Raw genomic sequence first — 24,895 nt, 5'->3', positions numbered from 1 at the left:
TGGCTAAGGGGGCGGCAGCCCTTCCGGCATAGCGGACAAATGTTCGTGACAGGCCAGCCATAGGCCTTCTTGTTGTTCTGCGCGCAGCCCTTGCCGTTTGAAGACAATGGTCTCGCGTTCCTGGCTAAAAAATTGCTCCCCGTTCATGCGCAGCTCGGTGGCCACGTCATGCATGAAAATCGCCACGTCGCCTTGCAGGCTGACAAAGGCGTTGCTTGAGGTGCAGGACAGCACTTCGAATCCCTCGTCCCGCCGCCAACTGTCCCACAACGCCTGGTAGGCATCGCGACTGAGCAGCGGCTGGGGGAGGGTGTAGAACACGAAGCTGGCATCGGCGCTGAACGCGCCGAAGTAAGCCTCGCGATCATTGCGCGCGAAGGCTGACACCAAGTCGGCCGCAGCTTTCAACACCTCACGGGCGCTCATCAGCGATGGGCCACGCCGGGCAGTACGCAGAGCATTTCGTACAGCAGGTTGGCGCCCAGCAGCGAGGTGTTGCCGGTGGTGTCGTAGGGCGGCGAAACCTCGACCAGATCGCAACCAATCAGGTCGAGGCCCTGGCAACCACGGATGATCTCGATTGCCTGGATCGTGGTCAGCCCACCAATTTCTGGGGTGCCGGTGCCAGGTGCCCAGGCTGGGTCGATACCGTCGATGTCGAAACTCAGGTACACCGGGCCGCCACCGACTTTTTCGCGTACTTCGGCCATCAACGGTGCGAGGGAGTGGTGCCAGCATTCTTCGGCCTGGACCACCCGGAAGCCCTGCTTGCGGCTCCAGTTGAAGTCTTCGGCAGTGTAGCCCTGGGCACGCAGGCCGATCTGCACCACACGGTCACAATCGAGCAGGCCTTCTTCCACCGCGCGGCGGAAGGTGGTGCCGTGGGCGATTTTCTCGCCGAACATGTGGTCATTGACGTCAGCGTGGGCATCGATGTGCACCAGCCCGACCTTGCCGTGTTTCTTGTGGATCGCCCGCAGGATCGGCAGGGTGATGGTGTGGTCGCCACCCAGGGTCATGGGGATCACGTTGTGTTCGAGGATTTCGTCATAGGCTTCTTCGATGATGCGCACGGCGTCGAGCAGGTTGAAGGTGTTGATCGCCACGTCGCCGATGTCGGCCACCGACAACGAATCGAACGGTGCGGCGCCGGTGGCCATGTTGTAAGGACGGATCATCACCGATTCGGCGCGGATTTCACGCGGCCCGAAGCGGGTGCCGGCGCGCAACGACGTGCCGATGTCCAGCGGTACGCCGATAAACGCGGCGTCCAGGCCCTTGGCCGACTGTAGGTGGGGTAGTCGCATCATGGTGGCGATGCCGGCGAAGCGCGGCATTTCGTTGCCGCCCAGTGGTTGGTGGAAAATCTTGTCCACAGGATTGCCTCAGCGTTGTTTTGTTTATTAGGGGTCGATTCTGCGAAAAGCCAGGGGAGGGAAGAATCGCCAGGGGCAAATACTTAGTTCAGATTTTTCTAAACTAATGGCTGAGGTAGACTCTGACGATTCTTGTAGGCGCGAGATTGCTCCTACAGTTACCGCGTTTTTGGAGGCCCGATGGCCAACGCCTTGCCCGACCTGAAACTCCTGCGCATCTTCGTCAGCGTCGTGCGCCACCAGGGGTTCGCCAATGCCCAGCACGAACTCAACCTGTCCACCTCGGCCATCAGCACCTATATGAGCCAGTTGGAGTCGGCGTTGGGCCTGGTGCTGTGTCATCGCGGCCGGGGCGGGTTCAGCCTGACCAGCAAGGGCGAGTTGTTCCACCAGGAAACCCTGCGCCTGCTCGGCGAACTGGAAGGCTTCGAGCAATACGCCGCCGCATTGAAGGGTGAGTTGCGCGGTACCCTCAAGCTCGGCGTGCTCGACTCTACCGTCAGCGACAAGGCCCTGCCGTTCGCCGAAGTCATCGGCGCCTATAGCCTGGAACACCCGGCGGTGCATTTGCATTTGTCGGTGATGAGCCCGTACGAACTGCAACTGGGCGTGCAGGACAATCGCCTCGACCTGGCCATCGGTGCCTTCTCCAATCGCATGAGCGGGCTGGTCTACATGCCGCTGTACCGCGAGCAACACTGGCTGTATTGCAGCACTCGCCACCCACTGTTCAACGAGCGGCGTATCCCCGAACAAGTGATTACCCAGCAACGCATGGTCGGGCGCGGCTACTGGAGCCAGGCGGAACTGGCGCGCCATGGTTTCAAGCACAGCGCCGCCACGGTGGAAAGTATGGAGGCACAGTTGATCCTGGTGCTGTCCGGCGCCTATATCGGCTACCTGCCCGAGCACTACGCCCAGGCCTGGGCTGACAAGGGTGACCTGCGCGTATTGCTGCCGGCGACCTTCGGCTACCAGGCGCCGTTCTCGATGATCATGCGCCGTGGCCGCAGTCGCGAACCGCTGATCCAGACCTTCCGCGATTTACTCAAAGCCCAGCTCAACCAGGCCTGAAGAACCATGTCCCGACCCCAATGTTCCCGCTGTCACAGGCCCGCTGTCCATTGCCTGTGCGCGCTGATCCCCAGCCTCGACAGCCGTACCCGTGTGTTGCTGTTGCAGCATCCGAGCGAGGTCAACCATGCGCTCAATACCGCGCGGCTGGCGGCGTTGGGTTTGAACAATGCGCAACTGGTGGTGGGGGAGGTCTTTGATGATCTGCCGACGCTATTGAACCCGCCAGGCTATCAGGCGCGGCTGTTGTTCCCCGCCGACGACGCCCAGCCGCTGCAAGCCTATGCGCCCGACGATCAGCCGCTGTTGCTGGTGGTGCCCGATGGCACCTGGCGCAAGGCGCGCAAACTGCTGCACCTCAACCCTTTATTGGCGGCGTTGCCCCGGGTGGCCCTGGCCGAGGGTGGCGTGTCGCGTTATCGGCTGCGCAAGGCGCCGGGGCCGGGGGCATTGTCGACGGTCGAAGCGATCGTGCAGGCGTTGCAGGTGCTGGAGGCGCCGGTTTCGTTTGAGCCGTTGCTCAAGCCGTTTGATGCATTGATCGAAGGGCAGATTGCGGCGATGGGAGAGGAGGTCTTTCAGAAAAATCATGGTGACGGGCATTTGGGCTAGGCGGGTTATCGAGGTGCGGCTATCGGGGGCAAGCCCCCTCCCACATTCGACCGCATTCTCATGCTGGAACTCGGTCCAGTGTGGGAGGGGGCTTGCCCCCGATAGCGTCCACCCAGCCGCCACCTCCCTCGCTTATTCCTATAAGCCATAAGCACCACACTTTGCGTGATATGGCGCGCCTGGCTTTCCCGGTATGATGTTCGCCCCCGCAGTCTGGATTGCGAATACGCCATGACCTTGCAGTACCCTACAATCGCCGATTGCGTCGGCAATACGCCCCTGGTCCGCTTGCAACGCATGGCGGGTGAAACCAGCAATACCCTGTTGCTCAAGCTCGAAGGGAACAACCCGGCTGGTTCGGTCAAGGACCGCCCGGCGTTGTCGATGATCACTCGCGCCGAGCTGCGCGGGCAGATCAAGCCGGGCGATACCCTGATCGAAGCCACCTCGGGTAACACCGGGATTGCCCTGGCCATGGCCGCGGCGATCAAGGGCTACAAAATGGTGCTGATCATGCCCGACAACGGCAGCGCCGAGCGCAAGGCGGCGATGACCGCCTATGGCGCCGAGCTGGTGCTGGTCACCCAGGAAGAAGGCATGGAAGGTGCCCGCGACCTTGCCGAGCGCATGGCCGCCGAAGGCCGTGGCCAGGTACTGGACCAGTTCGCCAACGGTGATAACCCCGAAGCGCACTACACCACCACCGGCCCGGAAATCTGGCGCCAGACCCAAGGCACGATTACCCATTTCGTCAGTTCCATGGGCACTACCGGCACCATCATGGGCAACTCGCGCTACCTCAAGGAGCAGAATCCTGCGATCCAGATCATCGGCCTGCAACCGATGGAAGGCGCGGCGATCCCCGGTATCCGGCGCTGGCCCGAGGAGTATCTGCCGAAGATCTACAACGCCTCGCGGGTGGATCGCATCATCGACATGGCCCAGCGTGAAGCCGAAGACACCACCCGTCGCCTGGCCCGTGAAGAAGGTATCTTCTGCGGCGTGTCGTCCGGTGGGGCCGTGGCTGGCATGCTGCGCCTGTCCAAGGAAGTGGAAAACGCGGTGATCGTCGCGATCATCTGTGACCGAGGCGACCGTTACTTGTCGACCGGCATTTTCGACGAACCCAACTGATGGCCAAGCACGAGAGAGGCCTGCGCTTCCAACCGACGGGCGGCAGCCGGGCCCCGCAGATTCCTGTAGGCAAGAAGCAGCGCCTGACCATCGAGCGCCTGGCCAATGATGGCCGTGGCATCGTGTTCTTTGAGGGGCGCACCTGGTTCGTCAACGGCGCGTTGGCCGGCGAAGAGGTGGAAGCGCGGGTGCTGGGCGCCCACGGTAAGGTGGTCGAGGCGCGTACCGAGCGGGTGTTCAAGGCCAGCGAATTACGCCGCCCGGCACCGTGCGCGCACTTTGGCCGCTGCGGCGGTTGCAGCGTGCAGCACTTGCCCCATGACGAACAACTCGCCCTGAAACAGCGCATGCTCGCCGAGCAACTGTCCCGTGTGGCCGGTGTCGAACCGCAAGAATGGGCCGCGCCGTTGAGCGGGCCGGAGTTTGGCTATCGGCGTCGCGCCCGAGTGGCCGTGCGTTGGGATGCCAAGGCCAGGAAACTGGAAGTCGGTTTCCGCGCCGTGGCCAGCCAGGACATTGTCGCCATCGACGATTGCCCGGTGCTGGTACAGGCCTTGCAACCGATCATGCAGCGTCTGCCGAACATGCTGCGTCGCTTGAGCAAGCCTCAGGCATTGGGGCATGTGGAGGTGTTCAGCGGGTCGTCCAGCGCCGTGTTGCTGCGGCATATGGCGCCGTTGTCGGATGCGGACCTGCTGATCCTGAAAGAATTTTGTAACTTCCATGAAGCCCAGTTGTGGCTGCATGGCGAAGGCCAGCCGGAGCCTGTCGAGCCTGATCAGTCGCTGGGTTTTCGATTGGACGCATGGGACTTGGAGTTGGCGTACCGACCAGGGGATTTTGTCCAGGTCAACGCCGGGGTCAACGAGGCGATGGTTGCCCAGGCCCTGAACTGGCTGGCACCACAACCCGATGAGCGGGTGCTGGACCTGTTTTGCGGCCTGGGCAACTTCGCCCTGCCGCTGGCGAAACAGGTGCGCGAAGTGGTGGCGGTGGAAGGCGTGCAGGCCATGGTGGACCGGGCTGCACGGAACGCCATCAGCAACAATTTGCATAATGTGCAGTTTTTTCAGGCCGATTTGTCCCAGCCTTTGAATGACGTGGAATGGGCCAAACAGGGCTTTTCTGCGGTACTCTTGGACCCACCCCGCGATGGTGCCCTGGAGGTTGTGCGCAAGCTCGCCACCCTGGGGGCCAAGCGCCTGGTGTATGTGTCCTGTAACCCGGCGACGCTGGCGCGGGACACGGTTGAGCTGGTCAAGCAAGGCTACCGGCTAAAACGTGCCGGGATCCTCGACATGTTTCCGCAGACAGCGCATGTCGAGGCCATGGCGTTATTTGAAGCGGGCTAGGATGCCCGTTTAATCCGACTGGCCTGCGATCTCCAAGGCCTATGACCTGCCACGGAGTTCGCAGTAAAAAGGTCGGCGATGATTCTGGCGCATCGAAGGTGCGTCGTAGGGAAGGTAAGCAAGATGGTACAGGTGAGAGCACACCAGCCGATCAACACCGACGGCAGTATCAATCTCGAGGCATGGCTGGATCATGCCGTCAGTGTCGACCCGGCACTGGACCGTGAAGCCTTGAAAGCAGCCTGCGAGTTCGCTCGTGAGTCTGAACAGCAAGACAATGCGGCCAAGAACCTGTGGGCGGAGGGCACTTCCAGCTTTCGTACCGGGTTGGAAATCGCTGAGATCCTCGCCGATCTCAAGCTGGACCAGGATTCGCTGATCGCCGCCGTGCTCTATCGCGGCGTGCGTGAAGGGCACATCCCGTTGGCTACCGTTGGCCAGCGCTTTGGTTCGGTGGTGGCCAAGCTGATCGACGGCGTGCTGCGCATGGCCGCCATCAGTGCCAGCCTCAGCCCGCGCCAATCGATGGTGCTGGGCACCCAGGGCCAGGTGGAAAACCTGCGCAAGATGCTGGTGGCGATGGTCGACGACGTGCGTGTCGCGCTGATCAAGCTGGCCGAACGTACCTGCGCGATCCGTGCGGTGAAGACCGCTGATGACGAGAAGCGCAACCGCGTCGCCCGCGAAGTCTTCGACATCTACGCGCCCCTGGCCCACCGCCTGGGTATCGGCCATATCAAGTGGGAGCTGGAGGATTTGTCCTTTCGCTACCTTGAGCCCGACCAATACAAACAAATTGCTACCCTGCTGCATGAGCGGCGGCTCGACCGTGAGCGCTTCATCACCGACGTGATGGGCCAATTGCGGGCCGAGTTGCAGGCCACGGGTGTGGATGCCGACATCAGTGGCCGCGCCAAGCATATCTATTCGATCTGGCGCAAAATGCAGCGCAAGGGCCTGGCCTTCAGCCAGATCTACGATGTGCGTGCGGTGCGCGTGCTGGTGCCGGAAATGCGCGATTGCTACACCGCGCTGGGTATCGTCCACACCCTGTGGCGGCACATCCCCAAGGAATTCGACGACTACATCGCCAACCCCAAGGAAAACGGTTATCGCTCGCTGCATACGGCGGTGATTGGCCCCGAGGGCAAGGTGCTGGAAGTGCAGATCCGCACCCACGCCATGCACGAAGAGGCAGAGCTGGGTGTATGCGCGCATTGGCGCTACAAGGGCACCGACGTCAAGGCCGGGTCCAACCAGTACGAGGAGAAAATCTCCTGGCTGCGCCAAGTGCTGGAGTGGCACGAAGAACTCGGCGATATCGGCGGCCTGGCCGAACAGCTGCGCGTGGATATCGAGCCGGACCGGGTCTATATCTTCACCCCCGACGGCCACGCCATTGACTTGCCCAAAGGCGCCACGCCGCTGGACTTTGCCTACCGCGTACACACCGAAATCGGCCACAACTGCCGTGGCGCCAAGATCAATGGGCGCATCGTACCGCTCAACTACAGCCTGCAGACCGGTGAACAGGTCGAGATCATCACCAGCAAGCACGGTACGCCGAGCCGCGACTGGCTGAACCCGAACCTGGGCTACATCACCACGTCGCGGGCGCGGGCGAAGATCGTCCACTGGTTCAAATTGCAGGCGCGCGACCAGAACGTCGCCGCCGGCAAGACCCTGCTCGAACGCGAATTGGCGCGCCTCGGCCTGCCCCAGGTGGACTTCGACAAGCTGGCCGAGAAGGCCAACATGAAGGTCGCCGAAGACATGTTCGCCGCCCTCGGGGCTGGCGACCTGCGCCTGGCGCAACTGGTCAACCTGGCCCAGCAGTTGGTGGAGCCGGAGCGTGGCAACGAGCAACTGGAGCTCATCCCGCGCAAGGCCACCGGCTACAAGCCTGGCAAACGTGGCGATATCCAGATCCAGGGCGTGGGCAACCTGCTGACGCAAATTGCCGGTTGCTGCCAGCCTCTGCCGGGCGACGCCATCGTCGGCTACATCACCCAGGGCCGTGGCGTGAGCATTCACCGCCAGGACTGCGCTTCGGTGCTGCAACTGGGCGGGCGCGAGCCGGAGCGGATTATCCAGGTCAGTTGGGGCCCGGTGCCGGTGCTCACCTACCCGGTGGACATCATCATCCGCGCCTACGATCGTTCCGGTTTGCTGCGTGACGTCTCGCAAGTGCTGCTCAACGAGCGGATCAACGTGCTGGCGGTCAACACCCGCTCGAATAAAGAGGACAACACGGCGTTGATGTCCCTGACCATCGAGATCCCGGGGCTGGACGCGTTGGGGCGGTTGCTGGGGCGGATTTCCCAGTTGCCGAACATCATTGAGACGCGGCGCAACCGTACCCCATGAACGTCTGGATGAACACAGTCTGAAATGTGGGAGGGGGCTTGCCCCCGAAAGCGGAGTGTCAGGTACCAGATTCTTGGTTGACCCACCGCAATCGGGGGCAAGCCCCCTCCCACATTTGATCGGCGGTGTTCATACCTGATCGGAAATAGAATGATGTATTCACTTGAAGACCTGCTGCACCTGATGAGCCGCCTGCGAGACCCGCAATACGGGTGCCCGTGGGATATCAAGCAAACCTACGCCACCATTGTCCCGCACACCCTGGAAGAGGCCTACGAAGTGGCCGACGCCATCGAGCGCGGCGATTTCGATCATCTGCAAGGTGAGTTGGGCGACCTGTTGTTCCAGGTGGTGTATTACAGCCAACTGGCGCGGGAAGAGGGGCGCTTCGAATTTGCCGGGGTGATCGACAGCATCACGCGCAAGCTGATTCGCCGTCATCCCCATGTGTTCCCGACCGGCGATCTGTATGCGCCACTGGATATTCCTCAACTGAGCGAAGAACAGGTAAAGGAACGCTGGGAGCAGATCAAGGCCGAGGAGCGTGCGGAAAAATCCGACGCGCCAGAGCAACTGTCCTTGCTCGACGATGTGCCGACGGCCTTGCCGTCCTTGTCCCGTGCCGCCAAATTGCAGAAGCGCGCCAGCCAGGTCGGTTTCGACTGGCCGGCGGCCTTGCCGGTGGTGGATAACGTGCGCGAAGAGTTGGACGAAGTGCTCGAAGCCATGGCCGATAACGATCCGGTGGCCATCGCCGATGAAGTCGGTGACCTGCTGTTTGCGGCGGTCAACCTGGCTCGTCACCTCAAGGTCGACCCGGAAACCGCCTTGCGCGGCGCCAATGCCAAATTCGAGCGACGTTTCCGATTTATCGAACAGGCATTGCGCGATACGCGCCAATCCATGGAAGATTGCACCCTCGAAGAGTTGGACGCCCTGTGGGGCGAAGCCAAACGCCAGGAAAAGAACGTGTCCAGCTGCGGTTGAGCAGTTGCCTAAGTGAGTAAGCACCATGAGCCTTTCCCTTCGCGACCAGTTGCTTAAAGCAGGTCTGGTCAACCAAAAGCAGGCCAAGCAGGTCGGCAAAGAGAAACAGAAACAGCAGCGCCTGGTCCACAAGGGGCAGGCCGAGGCCGATGACACCCAGGCGCGCCTGGCCCAGGAAGCGATGGCCGAGAAGGTCAAGCGTGACCAGGAGTTGAACCGTCAGCAACAGGAAAAAGCCGAGGCCAAGGCCCGTACGGCCCAGGTCAAGCAACTGATCGAGACCTCGCGCCTGCCCAAGCTGACCACCGAGGACTACTACAACTTCGTGGATGACAAGAAGGTCAAGCGCCTGTCGGTCAATACGTTGATGCGCAACAAGCTGAGCAACGGTTCCCTGGCGATCGTGCATCACGGTGGCGGCTATGAGATGATCCCGCGCGAAGCGGCGCTGAAGATCCAGGAGCGCGCACCGGAGCGTATCGTGCAGCTCAATATCCTCACCGAAAGCCAGGTGCCGGACGAGGACGATCCGTATGCGGCCTATCAGATTCCTGATGATCTGATGTGGTAAGGCTGTAAAACAACAAACCCCGCTCAAAAGGCGGGGTTTGTGTTTTAGCGCGCAGCGTCAGGTGGTTACCAATCCACGGCGTAACTCATGCTGAAGGTGCGACCCTCGGCATTCGGGTAAGGCGCGCGGGCGTTGGCCTGGGCGAACATGTTCTGGTAGTTGCGGTTGCTGAGGTTGTACACCGCACCTTCCAGGCGACCCACCGGCAGTCTCACGGAACCCAGCAGGTCGACCAGCGTGTAGCCTTGGATATCGCGGCCGTTGTTGTCTTTGAACGCCGCGTCGTAGTCGGCCAGGCGCATGCCTTGCAAGCGCACGCTGTAGTCGCCGCGGTCATAGCCAACAAAGGCCGTCGTCTTGGCGGGGGCAATACGTGTCGCCGGCAAGTCGATCCATTGTCCGTTCTGGCGGGTTTCGCCTTTGGCGTAAGCGTAAGTCCCACCCACCGACCATTGATCGGTGACGTTGTACGTCAGGCTGGTTTCGATGCCGCGCACGCGCTCTTTCTGGTTCACCAGGCGCAATACACGATCATTGGCATCGTAGAACTGAGTGACATCCGAGGTGTTTTCATACGCGGTGACGTTCGCCAGCCACTTGTCCCAATTCCCACGCCAGCCCAGCTCGTAGCTGTCGACCTTCAGGGCCTGGGCATTCAGTTTTTGAATGTCGTAAGTGCTGCTGACGTCGCGCAGGAAGCGCTGGATGTCCGGCAGGGAAAAGCCCTGGCTGAAGTTGACGAATACATCCTGGTTTTCGCTCAGGTGGTACACCGCCCCGAGGTTGTAGAGGGTGTCATCGTATTTGAGGGTGCCCCCTGGCAGGGTCGCGCGATTACCGGTCTGGACGATTTCGCCGTACGCAATGCTGTCGGCAATGTCGCTTTCGATCCACTCGCGACGTACACCGCCACGCAGGGTCCAGTCGTCGATGTCGTAGGACAGTTGGCCAAAAATAGCTTTGGTGGTGGTCTGGATGTCCGGCCCCAGTTCGAACGTGGTACCGGTCTTGGTGTAGGTGAGGCCGTTGACCCGGTACTGGTCGCCACGCTGACGTGAGGTTTCATGATCATAATCGGCACCCCACACCAGGTTGCCGGTCGCCGTGCCAATGTCCGGCATTGGCGTGTCGATGGCCGCTCGCAGGCCGTAAACATCTTGCACGCTGTTGTTGTCGGACACGCCCGCGCGGCCCCTGGACAGGTCGGGGAAGAACAGCGCGTCGGCACGCCGCCAATAACTTTCGACCTGCAGGCTTTGGCCGTAGAAATCCTGATCGGCGTAATTGAGGTTTACTGCCTGGTTGTGGGTGAACGGTTGATCGTCCAGGTCCAGGCCTTTTACCGCGACTGCGGTGTTGGTGACGCGTGGATTCTTGGTGTAACGCGTGTCTTGTTCGTCCTTGTAGTCTTGCAGGGACAGCGTGATTTTCTTGTCGTCATCCAGCTCGTAGCCGAAGCGACCTTGCAGGTCGTAGGTGTCGGTGTCCATGTTGCTGCCCTGGGACGTGTCCTGGGGAATGCGCTTGCCGTTACCGTCGAACTGGTCGTTGCGTTGCACAGCGTTGGCCGAGAGATACCAATCCACCGGGCCACTGCGGCCCGTGGCGCTTTGGAACGCTTCGTAGGAGAAACCTTTATGGCTGAAGTTGTTGCCGGTGGTCATGCCGATCTTGCTGCTCAACGCCAGCTCTTCACCTTTGTTGCGCTTGGTGATGATGTTGATGATGCCGCCTGACGCGCCCGCACCGTAGACACTGCTGGCGCCGGAAATGACTTCGATACGCTCGATGCTTTCCGGCGCGACGCTGTTGAGCTGGCGGAAGTTGTCACGTGTGGCGTTCTGGGATACCCCGTCGATCAGGATCAGGGTATTGCGCCCACGAAGCGTCTGGCCGAAGTTGCTCATGCCGCCGCTGGAGGGGGCGATGCCTGGTACCAGTTGCCCGAGGATGTCTGCAACCCGGCGACCGGCACCCGCTTGCTGGCGGATCTGCTCTTCGCTGATCACCTGCACCGAGCCTGGAATCGCCGCGATGCTGGTTTCACTGCGGGTGGCCGACACGACCGTGGCCTGCAGTTGCAGGTTGGTGGGTGCGGCTTGCGTACCTTCGCTCTCATCGGCCCAGGCGGGCGCGCTTATCGACCCTAGAAGCGGCAGCAGAACTGCCAGTTGCGATTTGTTCATGACCTTGCCTTTCAGTTGTTAGAAGTATTGACAGAAAAACCGGATGTCTCGGGTGTTCGGGTGAACGAACGAATCGCGCGGATGCCCAGGGCGGCCAAGGCGTACGTGAGTGCCACCAGCCAGAAGCTGTGCGCCAGGCCCACGATGCCCATGCCGATACCGCCGATCAGCGCGCCACACAGCGCACCGGCTTTGGCGGCGCTGTTGCCCAGGCCCAGGGCAAAGCCCTGCTGGCTGGGCGCAACGGTGTTGGCGATCAATGTGTAGGCGACTGGCAGCAATGCACCCTGCCAAACGCCCCACAGGAGCCGGCTGGCGAGGAATCCCAGCCATTCGCTGGCCAGTGCCGTAAACGCCAGCGTCAAGGCACAGGACCACGTGACCCACTCGATGATGCGCAGCGTGTGCGCCGGTTGATGGCGGTCGAACAGGCGCCCCCATAACGGTGCGGACAGCGCCAGGGTCAGTGCGCTGGCGGCATAGCTGGCGCCGATCAGCCACGCAGGAGCGTGTAGCACGTCGGCGACGTACAAGGCGTAAAACGGCTGGGGCATCATCTTGGCCGCCTGGATCAACACGATGATTCCCAGCATCGCACCGAGCCAGCCTTTGGGCAGCGCGGTCGGCGTTGCGCTGCGTGTTGGTCGTGATCGTGGTGCGTCGGTGGGCAAGAACAGGCTGATCACCGCGCACAACACGCACACCGCCGTGGCGCTGTAGCACAGCAGTGCAAAGCCCGAGACATCCATCAACCAGCCGCCCAACACCGGTCCGGCCAGCGAGCCCACGGCAGTCGCCGATTGCAGTCGAGCCAGAATGTGCCCGCGCCCGCCGTCGCCGCAGCAGGCCAGTGCATAGGCTTGCGCCGCGGCGATAAAACCGGCCAGTGCCCCTTGCGCGACCCTGATTGCCACGAGCAGCCAAGGATCGAAGGTCACGGCGGCCAGGCCCTGGCACACCGCCAACGCCAGCAACGCCCGGATGATCATTGGCTTGTGCCCGGTGCGGTCACCCATTCGCCCCCACATGGGGGTCAGGATCATCGCCGCCATCATCGGCCCTGCGTACACCAGCGAGGACAGCAGGCCGGTGTATTGGGCATTGGCGACGCCGAGCAGCTTCTGGATTTGCAGCGGCCAGAAAGGTCCACTCATTTCCATGGCGCCCATCGACACCAACTGAATCACTACCAGCAGCCGCAGTGCGGTGTTGTTAGCCGGCATTGGCGGCGGCGCTCAGCGGGTTCGGCAAACGCCCGACGATATCGGCATGGCTCTCCAGCAGACGCATGCGCATGAACGACTTGGCTGGCCAGTCCTGCTCCAGCAACGCTTTGCGCTCGGTCTCCCAGCGCTGTGGTTCGACCTCGTTGCGCAAGTCGTCGAAGCACTGGCTGACCTGTGTCGACAGTTCGTTCCAGAGCAGCACTTGGGGCACGTCGAAGTGGCGTGCGCTGAGCAACACGAGTTCGCCCAGGTGGCACATGAATACGGTGTGCAGCAGTTTGTCGCGCACGAACCCGGCATCGTCGTACAGGGTCATTTTGGGATCGTGCAGTTCGATGTCCAGGCCATGGGCGTGCAAGGTCTTGCGGTCGATCCGGATATCACCGAAATCACGCAAGAGCAGGCGGCTCAACTGCCCGTCAGCCGCCATGACCATGAAGGAGTTCTGCTGATGAGCTTCGAAGGCCACGCCATAACGTAAATACATGCCCAGCAGCGCCGGTACGGCAATCGCGGCGTAGTCCCGAAAGAACGCGAGCAGGGCAGCTGTGTCGTCCTTGCCTTGGCTCAGTCGCACCCATTGGCGCAGCAGCGGCTGCCCGTGCTGGTCGATCGCGAACAGGCTGCCGACCGGCACGGCCATTTCACCCGGTTGGAGCAGGCTCTGGGGGGCGTCACGGTACAGTACGGCCAGGTGGCGGGAGTGTTCATCATTGGCCGGTTGCGGCTTGAAATGCACGCCGATCCGCTCGGGGACGATGCTGAGGATCTGCTGGATCGAAGGCTCGCGCTCGAGGATCGTCTGCAGCAGGTGGCTGATCCGCGGGCCCATGCGCGCCGAACGTGGCGAAACAGTGCGTTGCACACTGGTCAGGCGCAGTGAAACCGGGAGTTTCACCATCGGTGCATCACACCGGCCTTCAGGCAGCACGGTCCTGAACGACATGGTCGGGTGGGCGGTGAACGCAACGATATCGGTCAGCACCAACAACCGGTCTCCAATTTCGTTGGCGAACAATTGCGGTAACTCTTGGCGGGCCTGCCAAGGGTGAGCCGGCAACGGCAGATAATCGCCAGCCTCAAGGCCTTGAGCGGTCAACTGCTCCGTCAGCTGCCGGGCGGCCTGGGGGAAATGATGTTGCCACCATTGCCAGTAATCCGCCGTGCCCGCCAGCCTTTCCACATGGGCGAATTGGCGATGCAGGGCGCACAGGAATACCGGAAAACGGGCTTCGAATTCCGGTGAGAAATCGATGACCTGGTGGGTATTCAAACCCAGTTTGGTCTTGTAGTTGGGGTGCCAGGGATGGCCCAGCGTGCCCCATTGCTCAAGCGTGGAGGTCGGATTGGTCACACTGGGGTCATGCTTGAGGTGGCTCAAAAGGTTGCTTTGGTGCATCGGGTCCATTGCCGCATGGAGCTTGAGTGTCCATTGCTCATGAAAGGCGAGGCACAGCGTATCGTTGACAAAGCTGTCGTCGATTTCGGTGTTGAGGCGGCCCAGGACGTCCGGGTCGGCAGGTGATTCGAGACTGCTGTTGAGCAGCGTCAGTAGCTGCGACGGGAACTGAATATTCAGGTCAGGATGATCATCACGCAGCAGGGCGACCCGGCCACGCACGTCCCAGCTGGCCATGCGGCCGGGGAGCAGGTGATCGAAACGCAGGCGGCTCTGGTCAGGCAGCGCGAGCCAGCAGTGTCCGTGTTCGTCATAGGTGCGGGTGCTGGGGTCCAGCAGGCCTTCACGAAACAGTGCTTGGATCAAACGTTGAAAGCTACGCTCGGCGGCGGGGGCCAGGGCGTTGATCAGAGCGTCGAGGGTGATGTTGTTAGCCTGAAATTGCGGGGTAGCAAGTGCTTCGCTCCAACGTTCAAGCAACAATTGTTCTGGGGTACGGCTGTGTCCGCGCATCAAGTGGAGTTCCCTGTCCGTGAGCCTGAGTGAAAAGCGGCTGAATGTTATCGAGAACTATTACCAATTGTCTATTTATTGTTACCTTTTTGCTGAAAGGTTTATTCAGAGGCGCGGGGGGAGAGGTGGGGCGCGAACGATTCGGGTGGTCAAAAGCACGGCAAGGGGCGTCGAGGCCTGTGTAAAGGGCTGCTTCAACGTTGTGATAGGGGGGGGGCGGGAGGTGGGCTGGGGCGGCGTGAAATATGTATTTTTCAATACAGTTGTCGAGGCTGAGGCAAAGACGGTCACGATTAAAAACGGCAAACCCCGCTCAATGGCGGGGTCTGTCGTGTGTAGACGGCCTGGCTGCGTGGGCCGACGCCTACTTGATTTCAGTGTTTCAGGAGCTCTGGGCCTGGCGTTTCATTTCAAGCGATTCGAGCTCGTTTTTATAGTTATGAGCGTCGCTCTCGTTGTGAAACATGCCGACCAGCAGGTCTTGTTGGTGGACATCCCAGATGTGAATCCCATGGCCCAGCGCTTCGTGGGACATATGTTCGTCGTCGCGTTCAGTCACTTTTACAGTCATCTGCTTGCTCCAATCTCTGGTTGATCTGCGGCAAGTCGTCGCAGGCCTTTGTTATATGTTTTGTTAGCTTGCTAAGTAAACTGATTTTCCCTGCAACAATTAATTGCAGGAAACGCAACAATCCCGCAGGCCCCGTAAACCGCGACATTGCGTCGCAGGGCGCTGGGTTTTATGACAAAAGTTTCATGTCTGGGTCAGGCTTTGACTGCTTTATTGACCCAGCCGCCCGCCATCGGAGGCAAGCCCCCTCCCACATTTGGAATGCGTTCCCAGTGGAGGAGGGCGCTTGCCCCCGATGGCGATAGCGGCCCGGCGTGAAAAGCCAGGCGAAAAAAAGCCCCGCATCAGCGAGGCTCCTTTATTGAACATCAGCTCATCAGCTGCCTTTGACAGACTTGCCGTCAACGGTGCCATCTTGCAGCATGATGTTGTATTCCTTGCCGTCGGTTTCCACCTGGCGCAGGGCGACCAGAAGGCCGCCCCAGTCCTTGGCGAACCACATCTGGGTGATGCGCTTGCTTTGGGTTGGGTCACGCACTCGCTCGACCTTGATCGCGTCGATGGAGCCGGCTTTGGTCTGGACCTTTTCCGGGCCGATCACGCGGAAGTCGTAGGTGTCGACATCGGTGCCTTCAACCACGTTGTAGCTCATGCTTTTCTTGCCTGCAGCGACATCCCGCTGCAGGGCCAACTGGTAGGTCGACTTATCAAGCATGCCGCTTTGCAGGGGCACGTTGACCGGGTCCTTGTTTTCAAAACCGGTGACTTTCTTGGTCGTCTGGTCGAAGTCCAGGTTGATCTTCTTCGCCCTGCCCAAGCCACCCCGTTCGAAGGTGTAGCTCTTGGGTTGCAGGGTGTCCTTGTCAAACAGGATCACGCTGGTCTCGGTCAGGCTGGCGATCATCATGGACGCCTTGAAGTTCAAGGTCCAGGAGCCGTCGCCGTTCTTGGTCAGGCTGCGTTCGGCCGAACCACTCATGGGCAACTGTTTCCAGTCGGCGGTGTAGCTGGCGGAGAACGGGTGTAGGTCTGCCGCTTGCACGGCGGGCAAGGCGAACAGCGCAAAAGCGAAGAGCAAGGCGCGACGCATAAAATCTCCTAGGTTCGAATCAAGTGGCCGCTGGCCGCAAGTAACTGGCCGTCCAATAATGCACCCTGGTTACCAAGAATCAACCGCCCCTCGGCAAACCAGCGAACAGCCAGCGGGTAAATCCTGTGTTCCTGGGTATGAACCCGTTGCGCAAGCGTCTGCGCCGAGTCGTCAGACTCTACCGGAACCACTGCCTGTACGACCAGAGGCCCGCCATCGAGTTCCTCGGTGACAAAGTGCACGCTGCAGCCATGCTCGCTGTCGCCGGCGTCGAGGGCGCGTTGGTGGGTGTGCATACCTTTGTACTTGGGCAGCAGGGAAGGGTGGATATTCAGCAGGCGCCCCGCGTAGTGCCGCACGAAGTCAGCGCTGAGGATGCGCATGAAGCCGGCAAGGACCACGAGTTCAGGGTTGAAGGTATCGATCAGTTCGATCAAGGCGCTGTCGAAGGCCTCGCGACCTTCGAAAGCCTTGTGATCCAGGGTGCGGGTTTCAATGCCCGCGTCCCTGGCGCGTTGCAGGCCGTAGGCGTCGCTGCGGTTGGAGATCACCGCAGCGATGCGCACCGGGCTATCGCCGGTACGCGTGCTGTCGATCAGGGCCTGCAAGTTACTGCCGGTGCCGGAAAGCAGCACCACGACATCACAGGTCTGGGACATCAGTGAGCCTTGAGGTTCTTCAGTTCAACCTGCGCAGCGCCTTCAGGGGCGGTGGCGATCTGGCCGATGACCCAAGGCTGCTCGCCCGCTTCACGCAGAACGTTCAGCGCGGTTTCAACGTGCTCTTGCGCCACGCAGATCACCATGCCGACGCCGCAGTTCAGTACGCGGTGCATTTCGGTTTCATTGACGTTGCCTTTCTCTTGCAGCCAGTCGAAGACCGCCGGACGCTGCCAGCTGGCCACGTCGACAATCGCCTGGGCGCCTTTGGGCAGTACGCGCGGGATGTTGTCCAGCAGGCCGCCACCGGTGATGTGGGCCATGGCCTTGACCGCGCCGGTGTCCTTGATCAGCTTGAGCAGTGGCTTGACGTAGATGCGTGTCGGAGCCATCAGCAGGTCGGTCAGCGGTTTGCCGTCGAGCTGGGTGTTCTCGATGTCGGCGCCGGACACTTCGATGATCTTGCGGATCAGCGAGTAGCCGTTGGAGTGCGGGCCGGACGATGGCAGGGCGAGCAGGGCGTCGCCGGCAGCCACTTTGGAGCCGTCGATGATCTCGGCCTTCTCTACCACGCCAACGCAGAAGCCGGCCAGGTCGTAGTCTTCGCCTTCGTACATGCCCGGCATTTCAGCGGTTTCGCCGCCGACCAGGGAGCAACCCGACAGTTCGCAGCCGGCGCCGATACCGGTCACCACTTGTGCAGCGGTGTCTACGTTCAGCTTGCCAGTGGCATAGTAGTCGAGGAAGAACAGCGGCTCGGCGCCGCACACCACCAGGTCGTTGACGCACATGGCGACCAGGTCGATGCCGATGGTGTCGTGCTTGTTCAGGTTCAGTGCCAGGCGCAGCTTGGTGCCCACGCCGTCAGTGCCGGAGACCAGCACGGGCTGCTTGTAGCCGGCCGGGATCTCGCAGAGGGCGCCAAAACCGCCCAGGCCGCCCATGACTTCGGGGCGCGCAGTGCGCTTGGCGACGCTCTTGATGCGTTCGACCAATGCTTCACCGGCGTCGATGTCTACACCGGCGTCCTTGTAGCTCAGGGAGGGTTGCTTGCTCATGATCCAGGCCTTTAGGGGGGATTCAGGGGTAACGACCGAGCTGGCGAAGGCTTTCATGAAGAGGCCCAGCCGTTGACGGTCTGCGAAGGCGCGCGATTTTATCAGGCTTGAGGGGCAGCGGCCATCCTCGGGCCGACGGGCAGGGCCACATAGATAAAAAAAGCGGGTTAAAAAAATGCTAACCGCGCCTGCCCAGGCACGTATTAAGGTATAGCCTTTAACTCGCTATCGTTATGACAGTACGAAAACTTACCGAGACTCCGTGAATGTTTTACCGGTCGCTGTGGTCACAGCCTTGGGAAACCGGGTTCGCGCGGTCTGTTCCAGCCGCTAAATTTGTCGTTCGGGAATCTTCCATGCGTCTGTGTAAATTCTTTTTTGTAGGCTGCCTGTCATTGGCCAGCCTGGCGAGTCATGCCGAAACCCTCAATGGCCTGTATCAAGTACTTGAACCGGTCAGTAGTCAGTCCCCGCAAGAGCGTGACCAGGCGACCCAGCGCGCCGTGCAGACCTTGGTCATCCGCCTCACCGGTGATGCCAAGGCCGCCGACGGCCCGAGCCTGGCGGCGGTGCGCAAGGACCCGCAGCAAATCATCAGCCAGTATGGCTACGACGCCGGCCCACCGGAAAGCCTGCAAGTGGATTTCGACCCGGTCAGCACTGATCGCGCCTTGCGTGAAGCCGGCCTGCCGATCTGGGGCAGCAACCGGCCATCGATCCTCGGCTGGTGGTTGAACGACTCCACCGACGGCAGCAGCCTGGTGGGCGATGGTCAGGCCGTCGCCCAAGCGCTACGCCGTGCGGCCCAACATCGTGGCTTGCCATTGCGCCTGCCGCTGGGCGATCTGGATGAGCAGGTCGTCGCCACTGCGCCGAATCTCGAAAGTGCCGATGCCACGCCCCTGCGCGCGGCCTCCGAACGCTATGGCGCCGACGCTTTGCTGGCGGTGCATGCGCGTCAGGACGGCAACCAGTGGCAAGCCAAATGGCGCCTGTGGCTGGGCGACAAGAGCGAGCAGGGCACCGCGCAAGGGGCCGATACCGCCGCCGTCGCCGATGCCGTGATGCTGGCCGTGAGCCAAAAACTGGCTCCCCGCTTTGCGGTCAAGCCGGGTGTCAGCACAGAACAATTGTTGGAAGTGCAGGGGATGAACCTGGAGCGGTATGCCGCCCTGGGGCATCTGCTGGAGCCGTTCGGTGGCCAGCCGCAGCTCGTTGACGGCAATCGTATTGTGTATCGCGTCAACGGCAGCGCCGATCAGTTGCGTACCCAGTTGAGCCTGGCCAAGTTGCAGGAGATTCCTGCCGCAGAGGCGCCGGTTCAGCAGCCCGTGGCAGATGGTACCCGGCCGGCTGTGGTAGCCCAGCCTCAGGCGCAACTGCGTTTTCGTTGGTAAATGTTCTTCCTGCTCTATATAGAAGCAGGAAGCAAATGACAGATGGAGTGGTTTATGGCGGATGCGCGTCGTTGGGTGTGGCTTGGCGGGATCGTCCTGCTGTGCGTTTTTGTGTTCCTGCTGCATTCGATCCTGACGCCGTTCCTGGTGGCGTTACTGCTCGCTTACCTGTTCGATCCGGTGGTGGATCGCCTGGAGAAAGCCGGGCTGTCGCGCACCTTGGGCGTGGTAGCGGTGTTTGCGCTGTTTACGTTGATCATTACCGCGCTGGTGTTGGTGCTGGTGCCGATGCTGGCCAAGCAACTGTTTCGCCTTTATGAGTTGGCGCCGCAGATGCTCGACTGGCTGCAGCACACGGCGATGCCGTGGGCCCAGGCCAAGCTCGGCCTGGCAGATGGCTTCTGGAAGTTCGACAAGGTCAAGGCGGCGATCAGCGAGCATATGGGCCAGACCACCGATATCGTCGGTGTCGTGCTCAGCCAGGCGACGGCTTCCAGCTTGGCGCTGATCGGCTGGCTGACCAACCTGGTGTTGATCCCGGTGGTGGCGTTCTACCTGTTGCGGGACTGGGACATCATGATGGCCAAGATCCGCAGCCTGCTGCCGCGCGACCGCGAGGAGCGCATTGTGTCCCTGGCCGGCGAGTGCCACGAGGTGCTTGGCGCGTTCGTGCGTGGCCAGTTACTGGTGATGCTGGCCCTGGGGGTTATCTACGCCGCCGGATTGATGGCGATCGGCCTGGAGCTGGGCCTGTTGATCGGCTTGATCGCCGGGCTCGCCGCGATCGTGCCCTACATGGGCTTCGTGATTGGTATCGGCGCGGCGCTGGTGGCCGGGTTGTTCCAGTTTGGCGGCGATTTGTACCCGATGCTGGGGATTGTCGCGGTATTCATGGTCGGCCAGGCCCTGGAAGGCATGGTGCTCACGCCGCTGCTGGTGGGGGACCGTATCGGCCTGCACCCGGTGGCGGTGATCTTTGCGATCCTGGCGGGCGGTGAGTTGTTCGGTTTTACCGGCATCCTGCTGGCGTTGCCGGTGGCGGCGGTGATCATGGTCCTGGTGCGCCATCTGCATGATCTGTACAAGGATTCGGATGTGTATACGGGTGTCGAAGACCCCGAGTTGTAATTGCAGTGTCACAAACCCGGTCGATGGCCGGGTTTGTTGTTTCTGGCGCCTGCGTGTCAAATATTCCGCTTGAATCCAACAAGTTAACGCAAACCTTTGATTTTGCTTGTGGTCTGTTGCATTGTGCGCCCGGCGTCACGGGTATAAACTTTGCAAACTTTACACAGAGGCCACTAACGGTTCGATTGGAGCCGTTCAGTCAGCATGAAACCGATTCAGCTGCCCCTAGGTGTGCGTCTGCGTGATGACGCCACCTTTATCAATTACTACCCAGGCGCCAATGCCGCTGCACTCGGCTATGTCGAGCGGCTCTGCGAAGCCGACGCCGGGTGGACTGAAAGCCTGATCTATCTGTGGGGCAAGCATGGCGTGGGGCGGACCCACCTGTTGCAAGCCGCATGCCTGCGCTTCGAGCAAATGGGCGAGCCGGCGGTTTACCTGCCCTTGGCCGAGTTGATGGACCGCGGTATCACGATATTCGACAACCTTGAGCAGTATGAGCTGGTGTGCCTGGATGACCTGCAGGCGGTTGCCGGCAAAGCTGATTGGGAAGAGGCGCTGTTTCATCTGTTCAACCGCCTGCGCGACAGCGGCCGCCGCCTGCTGATTGCCGCGTCCACCTCGCCCCGTGAGCTACCGGTCAAGCTGGCCGACCTGAAATCGCGCCTGACCCTGGCACTGATCTTCCAGATGCGCCCCCTGTCCGACGAAGACAAGTTGCGAGCCCTGCAATTGCGCGCGTCCCGTCGCGGCCTGCACCTGACCGATGAGGTGGGGCATTTTATCCTCACCCGCGGCACGCGCAGCATGAGCGCATTGTTCGATCTGCTCGAACAGCTCGACCAGGCCTCTTTGCAGGCCCAGCGCAAGCTGACCATTCCCTTCCTGAAAGAAACCCTCGGCTGGTAGTCAGCCCTTGTTTTTCGGGGCTTTCGGCAAATTCCAGGCGCCAGAAAACCTGCGTTTTGGCCGGTTTGGCCACGCAAAAGGCACGTATAGGGTATTAAGGGCTTAGATGTCATGGCGCAAACAGTAAGTCACATAGAGCGCGATTGAATTTGCAAATCGATGTGATAGAGGGCATAGTCTCGACTTCTTTACACATCAGCCACGGTCGTGCCCATGCTAAATCGCTTCGCACCCCTCGTGCCTCTCGCACTCGTTACCCTGTTGTTTGGTTGCGCCTCCCACCCTCAACAAGTGGCTGAGCAGCACAAAAACCAACAGCAATCCCAGGCAAAATTTGTTGCTGCACAGTCTTCTACCGTTTACGAAGAAGAAGTGGCAACCGAAAAGGAACTGGCCGACTTTGCCGGCAGCAAGCCTTATCAGCTTCCCGTTCTGGCCGACAGCATCCTCGAACGCGGCATGTCCCTGATCGGTACCCGTTACCGTTTCGGCGGTACCTCTGAAGCCGGTTTCGACTGCAGCGGTTTCATCGGCTACCTGTTTCGTGAAGAAGCTGGCATGAATCTGCCACGCTCCACTCGCGAAATGATCAACGTGAAAGCACCGTTGGTCGCGCGCAACAACCTCAAGCCCGGTGATCTGCTTTTCTTCAGTACTGCAGGCCGTGGTCGTGTCAGTCACGCCGGTATCTACTTGGGCGATAACCAGTTTATCCACTCCAGCAGCCGTCGCAGTGGCGGTGTTCGAGTCGACAACCTGGGTGACAGCTACTGGAGCAAAACCTTTATCGAAGCCAAGCGCGCACTCGCCATGGCCCCGACAACGGTTACCGCCAGCAAGTAAAGTTAAAGTGATACTTGAAGTTTGACGTGTAAGCGCTAGAATCCCTGGATATTGTTGTAATCCGTTCGCGCAAGCTTTGCTTGCGCGTTCTGGTTTTCAGCGTTCGGCAGCGAAAGCCGCATCCAGACCAGGATTGTTCTGCACATGTCGACCTCGGCCCGCCTGATTCTTATTGTTTGCGCCGCGCTCCTCAGCGCCTGCGCAAGCCGCACACCGCCACCCGCTCACGTAGCGGCCAAGCCTAAGCCGGTGTTCAACTATTCCAGCCAAAGTTTTTCGCCTGCTGCCGAAGATGTGCTCTTCCGCGCGCTGGGCCTGGTCGGCACGCCTTACCGATGGGGCGGCAATACGCCGGATTCGGGTTTTGATTGCAGTGGCTTGATCGGCTTCGTCTACCGCGATGCCGCTGGCATCTCCCTGCCGCGCACCACCCGCGAATTGATCGTGATGCGCGCCCAGGATGTCAGCGAAGAAAACCTGCAGACCGGTGACTTGCTGTTCTTCGCCACCGGTGGTGGATCACAGGTCAGTCATGCCGGGATCTATGTAGGCGAAGGGCGCTTTGTGCATGCGCCACAAACGGGCGGTACGGTGAAGCTGGACACCTTGTCCAAAGCCTATTGGCAGAACGCCTACCTGAGTGCCAAGCGCGTGTTGCCGGCTGAGCACTTGGCCCGCAATCCCTAAGCCAGAAACCGAACCCAATGTGGGAGGGAGCAAGCTCCCTCCCACATTTTTTGTGGTGGTCTTGAGAAAAGTTACTTAACTGCAGACACCCGCCACACCTTATTCCCCACATCATCCGCCACCAGCAGGTCCCCCTGCTGATCGATCACCACACCCACCGGCCGGCCCATGGCGTTCTCATCCTTGTCGAGGAACCCGGTCAGCACGTCCACTGGCTGCCCCTTGGGTTTGCCACCTTCGAACGGCACAAAGATCACCTTGTAGCCACTGTGCGGCTTGCGGTTCCATGACCCGTGCTGGCCGATAAAGGCGCCGTTGACGAACGGTGCAGGTAATTTGCTGCCTTCGGCGAAGGTCAGCCCCAGCGAAGCGGTATGCGGGCCGACGGCGTAGTCCGGCGCGATCGCCTTGGCGACCAGGGCCGGGTCCTGTGGTGTGACACGCACATCCACATGTTGCCCGTAGTAGCTGAATGGCCAGCCATAAAACGCGCCATCCTTGACCGAGGTGATGTAGTCCGGCACCAGGTCGCTGCCGATCTCATCGCGCTCGTTGACCGCGGTCCACAGCTTGCCACTCTGCGGTTCCCAGGCCATGCCGTTGGGGTTGCGCAGGCCCGAAGCGAAAATCCGGTGCTGGCCACTGGCGCGATCGACTTCCCAGATCGCCGCCCGACCTTGTTCCGCTTCCAGGCCGTTCTCGCCGACGTTGCTGTTGGAACCGACGCTCACATACAACTTGCTGCCGTCCTTGCTGGCTACCACGTTTTTCGTCCAGTGGTGGTTGATGCTGCCGCCCGGCAGGTCGACCACCGTGGTGCCGGCCTGCGTGATTGCGGTTTCGCCCGGTTGATAGGGAAAGCGCAGCAGCTTGTCTGAGTCGGCCACGTAGAGGTCGTTGCCCACCAGGGTCATGCCGAACGGCGAGTTGAGATTTTCCAGGAAGACCGTGCGGGTCTCGGCGACGCCATCGTGATCGGCATCGCGCAGCAAGGTGATGCGGTTCGGGCTGGGCACGCCGGCACCGGCACGGCCCATGACCTTTTCCATTACCCAGCCGCGAATGCCCTTGGCGTCATCCGGCTTGGGCGGCGCATTGGTTTCGGCCACCAACACATCGCCATTGGGTAGCACATACAGCCAGCGAGGGTGATCCAGGCCTTCGGCGAACGCTGTCACCTGGGTGCCCGCGGCGGCGGTTGGCTTCATGCCATCAGGCCAGCCAATGGCTGGGGCGATATTCACGGTGGGGATCAGGGTCTTGTTGGGCTCTGGCAGTTGGGGCGAAGGGCCGGTGCCATCCGATACCTTCAAGGTCGAGCTTTCTCCGCAGGCAGCGAGGGTGCCTGCGACCATGATCAGTAGGGCGAGTCTTGTTTTATGCATGGTTTTCTCCTGAATGCCTGTAAGGGTAGAGGAGTGCTGCGGCACGATGGTTCAAGTGCAAGGCCAGCTTTAATTGACGCTCCCCCCCCAACCCACTAACCTTCGCGACTTGTTTCAGGTGCTCTGTGACCCAAGGGTCGACTGAGTGAAACAGGGAAGCCGGTGAGTGAGCGCACTTGTACACAGTGTTGCCGCAATTCCGGCGCTGCCCCCGCAACGGTAAATGAGTCAAGACGGTGCTATTGGCCACTGTATCGCGCTGCGATATGGGAAGGCGCAGCGTCGGCCTGCTTTCTATAAAGCGAGCCACTCATGAGTCCGGAGACCGGCCTGGATCATCCAACAGCATCACGGTGGGCGATGCTTGGCTG

22 protein-coding genes and 1 riboswitch are annotated in these 24,895 nt (G+C 60.9%); of the genes, 12 read left to right on the top strand and 10 right to left on the bottom strand.

What is annotated here, in order from left to right; translation table 11 throughout:
• Positions 1-3: 3 nt before the first annotated feature.
• Both QU606_RS26875 and speB read right to left on the bottom strand, forming a co-directional pair.
• Complete coding sequence (locus QU606_RS26875; protein ID WP_304997824.1) at positions 4-426, bottom strand: nuclear transport factor 2 family protein; 423 nt, start codon at positions 424-426, stop codon at positions 4-6.
• Complete coding sequence (gene speB / locus QU606_RS26870) at positions 426-1,376, bottom strand: agmatinase (protein WP_017845302.1); 951 nt, start codon at positions 1,374-1,376, stop codon at positions 426-428. Before speB ends, QU606_RS26875 begins: the two co-directional genes overlap by 1 nt.
• Before the next feature lie 180 nt (positions 1,377-1,556).
• Here speB and QU606_RS26865 point away from each other — a divergent pair, with 180 nt between their 5' ends.
• From QU606_RS26865 to QU606_RS26835, 7 genes are all read left to right on the top strand, one after another.
• Positions 1,557-2,450 (top strand): LysR family transcriptional regulator, encoded by an 894-nt coding sequence (locus QU606_RS26865; protein WP_024076785.1) that lies wholly within the window; start codon positions 1,557-1,559, stop codon positions 2,448-2,450.
• Positions 2,451-2,456: 6 nt separating this feature from the next.
• A complete protein-coding gene (locus QU606_RS26860) occupies positions 2,457-3,062 on the top strand; it encodes a tRNA-uridine aminocarboxypropyltransferase (RefSeq protein WP_304997823.1) in 606 nt (201 codons plus the stop codon).
• A gap of 231 nt (positions 3,063-3,293) precedes the next feature.
• On the top strand, positions 3,294-4,196 hold the full coding sequence (gene cysM / locus QU606_RS26855) for a cysteine synthase CysM (RefSeq protein ID WP_024076783.1): 903 nt from the start codon (positions 3,294-3,296) through the stop codon (positions 4,194-4,196).
• Positions 4,196-5,548, top strand: a complete 1,353-nt coding sequence (rlmD, locus tag QU606_RS26850) for a 23S rRNA (uracil(1939)-C(5))-methyltransferase RlmD (protein WP_024076782.1) — start codon at positions 4,196-4,198, stop codon at positions 5,546-5,548. Before cysM ends, rlmD begins: the two co-directional genes overlap by 1 nt.
• Positions 5,549-5,671: 123 nt before the next feature.
• Entirely contained in the window at positions 5,672-7,915 is a 2,244-nt protein-coding gene (gene relA / locus QU606_RS26845) for a GTP diphosphokinase (RefSeq protein ID WP_024076781.1), read from the top strand.
• A gap of 153 nt (positions 7,916-8,068) precedes the next feature.
• Complete coding sequence (mazG, locus tag QU606_RS26840) at positions 8,069-8,902, top strand: nucleoside triphosphate pyrophosphohydrolase (RefSeq protein WP_024076780.1); 834 nt, start codon at positions 8,069-8,071, stop codon at positions 8,900-8,902.
• A 25-nt stretch (positions 8,903-8,927) separates the two neighbouring features.
• Positions 8,928-9,473 (top strand): DUF2058 domain-containing protein, encoded by a 546-nt coding sequence (locus QU606_RS26835; RefSeq protein WP_304997822.1) that lies wholly within the window; start codon positions 8,928-8,930, stop codon positions 9,471-9,473.
• Between the two features lie 65 nt (positions 9,474-9,538).
• Here the strand turns inward: QU606_RS26835 and QU606_RS26830 are convergent, their stop codons facing one another.
• The 7 genes from QU606_RS26830 to purM all read right to left on the bottom strand — a co-directional run bounded on the left by QU606_RS26830 (position 9,539) and on the right by purM (position 18,175).
• Positions 9,539-11,659, bottom strand: a complete 2,121-nt coding sequence (locus QU606_RS26830; RefSeq protein WP_304997821.1) for a TonB-dependent receptor — start codon at positions 11,657-11,659, stop codon at positions 9,539-9,541.
• Between the two features lie 11 nt (positions 11,660-11,670).
• Entirely contained in the window at positions 11,671-12,882 is a 1,212-nt protein-coding gene (locus QU606_RS26825; protein WP_304997820.1) for an MFS transporter, read from the bottom strand.
• Positions 12,872-14,797, bottom strand: a complete 1,926-nt coding sequence (locus QU606_RS26820; protein ID WP_304997819.1) for an IucA/IucC family siderophore biosynthesis protein — start codon at positions 14,795-14,797, stop codon at positions 12,872-12,874. Before QU606_RS26820 ends, QU606_RS26825 begins: the two co-directional genes overlap by 11 nt.
• 382 nt (positions 14,798-15,179) lie before the next feature.
• Entirely contained in the window at positions 15,180-15,368 is a 189-nt protein-coding gene (locus QU606_RS26815) for a hypothetical protein (protein WP_003175379.1), read from the bottom strand.
• 376 nt (positions 15,369-15,744) lie between these two features.
• Positions 15,745-16,458 carry a DUF3108 domain-containing protein gene (locus QU606_RS26810; RefSeq protein WP_024076775.1) on the bottom strand — a complete coding sequence of 238 codons (714 nt, stop codon included), beginning with the start codon at positions 16,456-16,458 and terminating at the stop codon, positions 15,745-15,747.
• Between the two features lie 8 nt (positions 16,459-16,466).
• Positions 16,467-17,117, bottom strand: coding sequence for a phosphoribosylglycinamide formyltransferase (purN, locus tag QU606_RS26805; protein WP_304997818.1), 651 nt, complete (start codon positions 17,115-17,117; stop codon positions 16,467-16,469).
• Entirely contained in the window at positions 17,117-18,175 is a 1,059-nt protein-coding gene (gene purM, locus QU606_RS26800; protein WP_069076830.1) for a phosphoribosylformylglycinamidine cyclo-ligase, read from the bottom strand. Before purM ends, purN begins: the two co-directional genes overlap by 1 nt.
• 356 nt (positions 18,176-18,531) lie before the next feature.
• On the opposite strand from purM, the gene QU606_RS26795 reads away from it, so the two are divergent.
• From QU606_RS26795 to QU606_RS26775, 5 genes are all read left to right on the top strand, one after another.
• Positions 18,532-19,572, top strand: a complete 1,041-nt coding sequence (locus tag QU606_RS26795; protein ID WP_102624202.1) for a DUF2066 domain-containing protein — start codon at positions 18,532-18,534, stop codon at positions 19,570-19,572.
• Positions 19,573-19,626: 54 nt separating this feature from the next.
• Positions 19,627-20,700: an AI-2E family transporter gene (locus QU606_RS26790; protein ID WP_024076771.1), complete on the top strand. Its 1,074-nt coding sequence runs from the start codon at positions 19,627-19,629 to the stop codon at positions 20,698-20,700.
• A 204-nt stretch (positions 20,701-20,904) separates the two neighbouring features.
• Positions 20,905-21,609, top strand: coding sequence for a DnaA regulatory inactivator Hda (gene hda, locus QU606_RS26785; RefSeq protein ID WP_024076770.1), 705 nt, complete (start codon positions 20,905-20,907; stop codon positions 21,607-21,609).
• A 213-nt stretch (positions 21,610-21,822) separates the two neighbouring features.
• The gene (locus QU606_RS26780; protein ID WP_168233180.1) at positions 21,823-22,452 is read left to right on the top strand and encodes a C40 family peptidase; all 630 of its coding nucleotides are present in this window, start codon (positions 21,823-21,825) and stop codon (positions 22,450-22,452) included.
• 144 nt (positions 22,453-22,596) lie between these two features.
• Positions 22,597-23,139 (top strand): C40 family peptidase, encoded by a 543-nt coding sequence (locus tag QU606_RS26775; RefSeq protein WP_024076768.1) that lies wholly within the window; start codon positions 22,597-22,599, stop codon positions 23,137-23,139.
• Positions 23,140-23,210: 71 nt separating this feature from the next.
• On the opposite strand, the gene QU606_RS26770 is transcribed toward QU606_RS26775, so the two are convergent.
• Complete coding sequence (locus QU606_RS26770; RefSeq protein WP_102624206.1) at positions 23,211-24,524, bottom strand: sorbosone dehydrogenase family protein; 1,314 nt, start codon at positions 24,522-24,524, stop codon at positions 23,211-23,213.
• A 99-nt stretch (positions 24,525-24,623) separates the two neighbouring features.
• A riboswitch (cobalamin riboswitch) is annotated at positions 24,624-24,873 on the top strand.
• Positions 24,874-24,895 lie beyond the last annotated feature (22 nt).

It is taken from the genome of Pseudomonas sp. OVF7 (genome assembly GCF_030644265.1).
GTDB lineage: Bacteria > Pseudomonadota > Gammaproteobacteria > Pseudomonadales > Pseudomonadaceae > Aquipseudomonas > Aquipseudomonas gorinensis.
Note: the sequence above shows the minus strand (reverse complement) of the source record. Positions and strands in the feature narration are given on the sequence as shown.

Bases quoted from the DNA above. Each gene is read 5' to 3' on its own strand.
- QU606_RS26875 (WP_304997824.1), bottom strand. From the start codon at position 426: ATGAGCGCCCGTGAGGTGTTGAAAGCTGCGGCCGACTTGGTGTCAGCC.
- QU606_RS26865 (WP_024076785.1), top strand. From the start codon at position 1,557: ATGGCCAACGCCTTGCCCGACCTGAAACTCCTGCGCATCTTCGTCAGC.
- QU606_RS26860 (WP_304997823.1), top strand. From the start codon at position 2,457: ATGTCCCGACCCCAATGTTCCCGCTGTCACAGGCCCGCTGTCCATTGC.
- cysM (WP_024076783.1), top strand. From the start codon at position 3,294: ATGACCTTGCAGTACCCTACAATCGCCGATTGCGTCGGCAATACGCCC.
- rlmD (WP_024076782.1), top strand. From the start codon at position 4,196: ATGGCCAAGCACGAGAGAGGCCTGCGCTTCCAACCGACGGGCGGCAGC.
- relA (WP_024076781.1), top strand. From the start codon at position 5,672: ATGGTACAGGTGAGAGCACACCAGCCGATCAACACCGACGGCAGTATC.
- mazG (WP_024076780.1), top strand. From the start codon at position 8,069: ATGTATTCACTTGAAGACCTGCTGCACCTGATGAGCCGCCTGCGAGAC.
- QU606_RS26835 (WP_304997822.1), top strand. From the start codon at position 8,928: ATGAGCCTTTCCCTTCGCGACCAGTTGCTTAAAGCAGGTCTGGTCAAC.
- QU606_RS26830 (WP_304997821.1), bottom strand. From the start codon at position 11,659: ATGAACAAATCGCAACTGGCAGTTCTGCTGCCGCTTCTAGGGTCGATA.
- QU606_RS26825 (WP_304997820.1), bottom strand. From the start codon at position 12,882: ATGCCGGCTAACAACACCGCACTGCGGCTGCTGGTAGTGATTCAGTTG.
- QU606_RS26820 (WP_304997819.1), bottom strand. From the start codon at position 14,797: ATGCGCGGACACAGCCGTACCCCAGAACAATTGTTGCTTGAACGTTGG.
- QU606_RS26815 (WP_003175379.1), bottom strand. From the start codon at position 15,368: ATGACTGTAAAAGTGACTGAACGCGACGACGAACATATGTCCCACGAA.
- QU606_RS26810 (WP_024076775.1), bottom strand. From the start codon at position 16,458: ATGCGTCGCGCCTTGCTCTTCGCTTTTGCGCTGTTCGCCTTGCCCGCC.
- purN (WP_304997818.1), bottom strand. From the start codon at position 17,117: ATGTCCCAGACCTGTGATGTCGTGGTGCTGCTTTCCGGCACCGGCAGT.
- purM (WP_069076830.1), bottom strand. From the start codon at position 18,175: ATGAGCAAGCAACCCTCCCTGAGCTACAAGGACGCCGGTGTAGACATC.
- QU606_RS26795 (WP_102624202.1), top strand. From the start codon at position 18,532: ATGCGTCTGTGTAAATTCTTTTTTGTAGGCTGCCTGTCATTGGCCAGC.
- QU606_RS26790 (WP_024076771.1), top strand. From the start codon at position 19,627: ATGGCGGATGCGCGTCGTTGGGTGTGGCTTGGCGGGATCGTCCTGCTG.
- hda (WP_024076770.1), top strand. From the start codon at position 20,905: ATGAAACCGATTCAGCTGCCCCTAGGTGTGCGTCTGCGTGATGACGCC.
- QU606_RS26780 (WP_168233180.1), top strand. From the start codon at position 21,823: ATGCTAAATCGCTTCGCACCCCTCGTGCCTCTCGCACTCGTTACCCTG.
- QU606_RS26775 (WP_024076768.1), top strand. From the start codon at position 22,597: ATGTCGACCTCGGCCCGCCTGATTCTTATTGTTTGCGCCGCGCTCCTC.
- QU606_RS26770 (WP_102624206.1), bottom strand. From the start codon at position 24,524: ATGCATAAAACAAGACTCGCCCTACTGATCATGGTCGCAGGCACCCTC.